We start from the raw sequence: 1,010 nt of genomic DNA on the forward strand, positions 1-1,010 counted from the left end.
AAATGGAGACGGGTATTGCAACGACGCCCTTTGGGCGGCGGCCGATGTCGCTTGCCATGTTGGCAGCGCAAAACGATTCACGTGGAATCCCCAAGGGCAGGGTCGTCGACAAGTGGCAGATCTACCGCAACCTCTGCGAAGGCAAGAGCATCGTCGGCATCGGCGATCGTGCTCTGGCCGTCCTGAATGCGTTGTTATCTTTCTATCCTGACAGTGAGTTGAGTGAGGAGAACGATCTCATCGTCTTTCCCTCAAACGCTCAGCTGTCGCTGAGGGCGCACGGGATGCCTGATGCCACGCTCCGGCGGCACCTGGCGGCTCTTGTTGACTGCGGGCTGATCACCCGTCGGGATAGCCCGAACGGCAAGCGTTACGCCCGCAAGGGCAGGGGAGGGGAGATCGAGGAAGCATTTGGCTTCTCCCTGGCGCCGCTGCTGGCCCGTGCTTACGAATTCCAGGCGGCGGCCGAGCGTGTTCGCGCCGACAACAGGGCGCTCAGGCTTATGCGCGAGCGGATCACCTTGCACCGCCGTGACATCCATAAGCTGATAGAGGCGGCCCTTGATGAAGACGTCCCTGGCGACTGGGGAGGCCTGTGGAAGCGCTTCCGCGGCGTTGTGGAGGCAATTCCTCGCCGAGCTTGCATTGCCGAGCTCGAGCCCATCGTCGCTGATCTGGCCGCCTTGCGTGAGGATGTGGATAAGCTGCTGGAAATTCATATGAAATCTACGAATCCGAGCGGCAATGACTCTCAAAACGAGCGGCAGCAATCTGATTCAAATACCGACTCTATTTTTGAATTTGAACCTGCTTTAGAGAAAAGCGGGTCGACGGCCGAGCCCAGGACGAGGACCGCAGAGGCGCCGAAAACATACCCGCTGGGGATGGTGCTAAAGGCCTGCCCCGAAATTGCGGATTATGCCGTCGACGGGATCGGCAATTGGCGCGATCTTATGATAACCGCCGCCCAGGTGAGGGGATATCTGGGCGTTTCGCCGTCAGCGTATGAG

General features: G+C 59.4%; 1 protein-coding gene. It reads left to right on the forward strand.

Annotation, left to right across the window (positions count from 1 at the left end; all coding sequences use genetic code 11):
• Nucleotides 1–2: 2 nt before the first annotated feature.
• Nucleotides 3–1,010, forward strand: a 1,008-nt coding sequence (gene repC, locus EN750_RS36120) for a plasmid replication protein RepC (RefSeq protein WP_127399403.1), incomplete at its 3' end; no start/stop codon positions are given.

The organism is Mesorhizobium sp. M7A.F.Ca.ET.027.03.2.1 (genome assembly GCF_003999175.1).
In the GTDB taxonomy this organism is placed as follows: Bacteria; Pseudomonadota; Alphaproteobacteria; order Rhizobiales; family Rhizobiaceae; genus Mesorhizobium.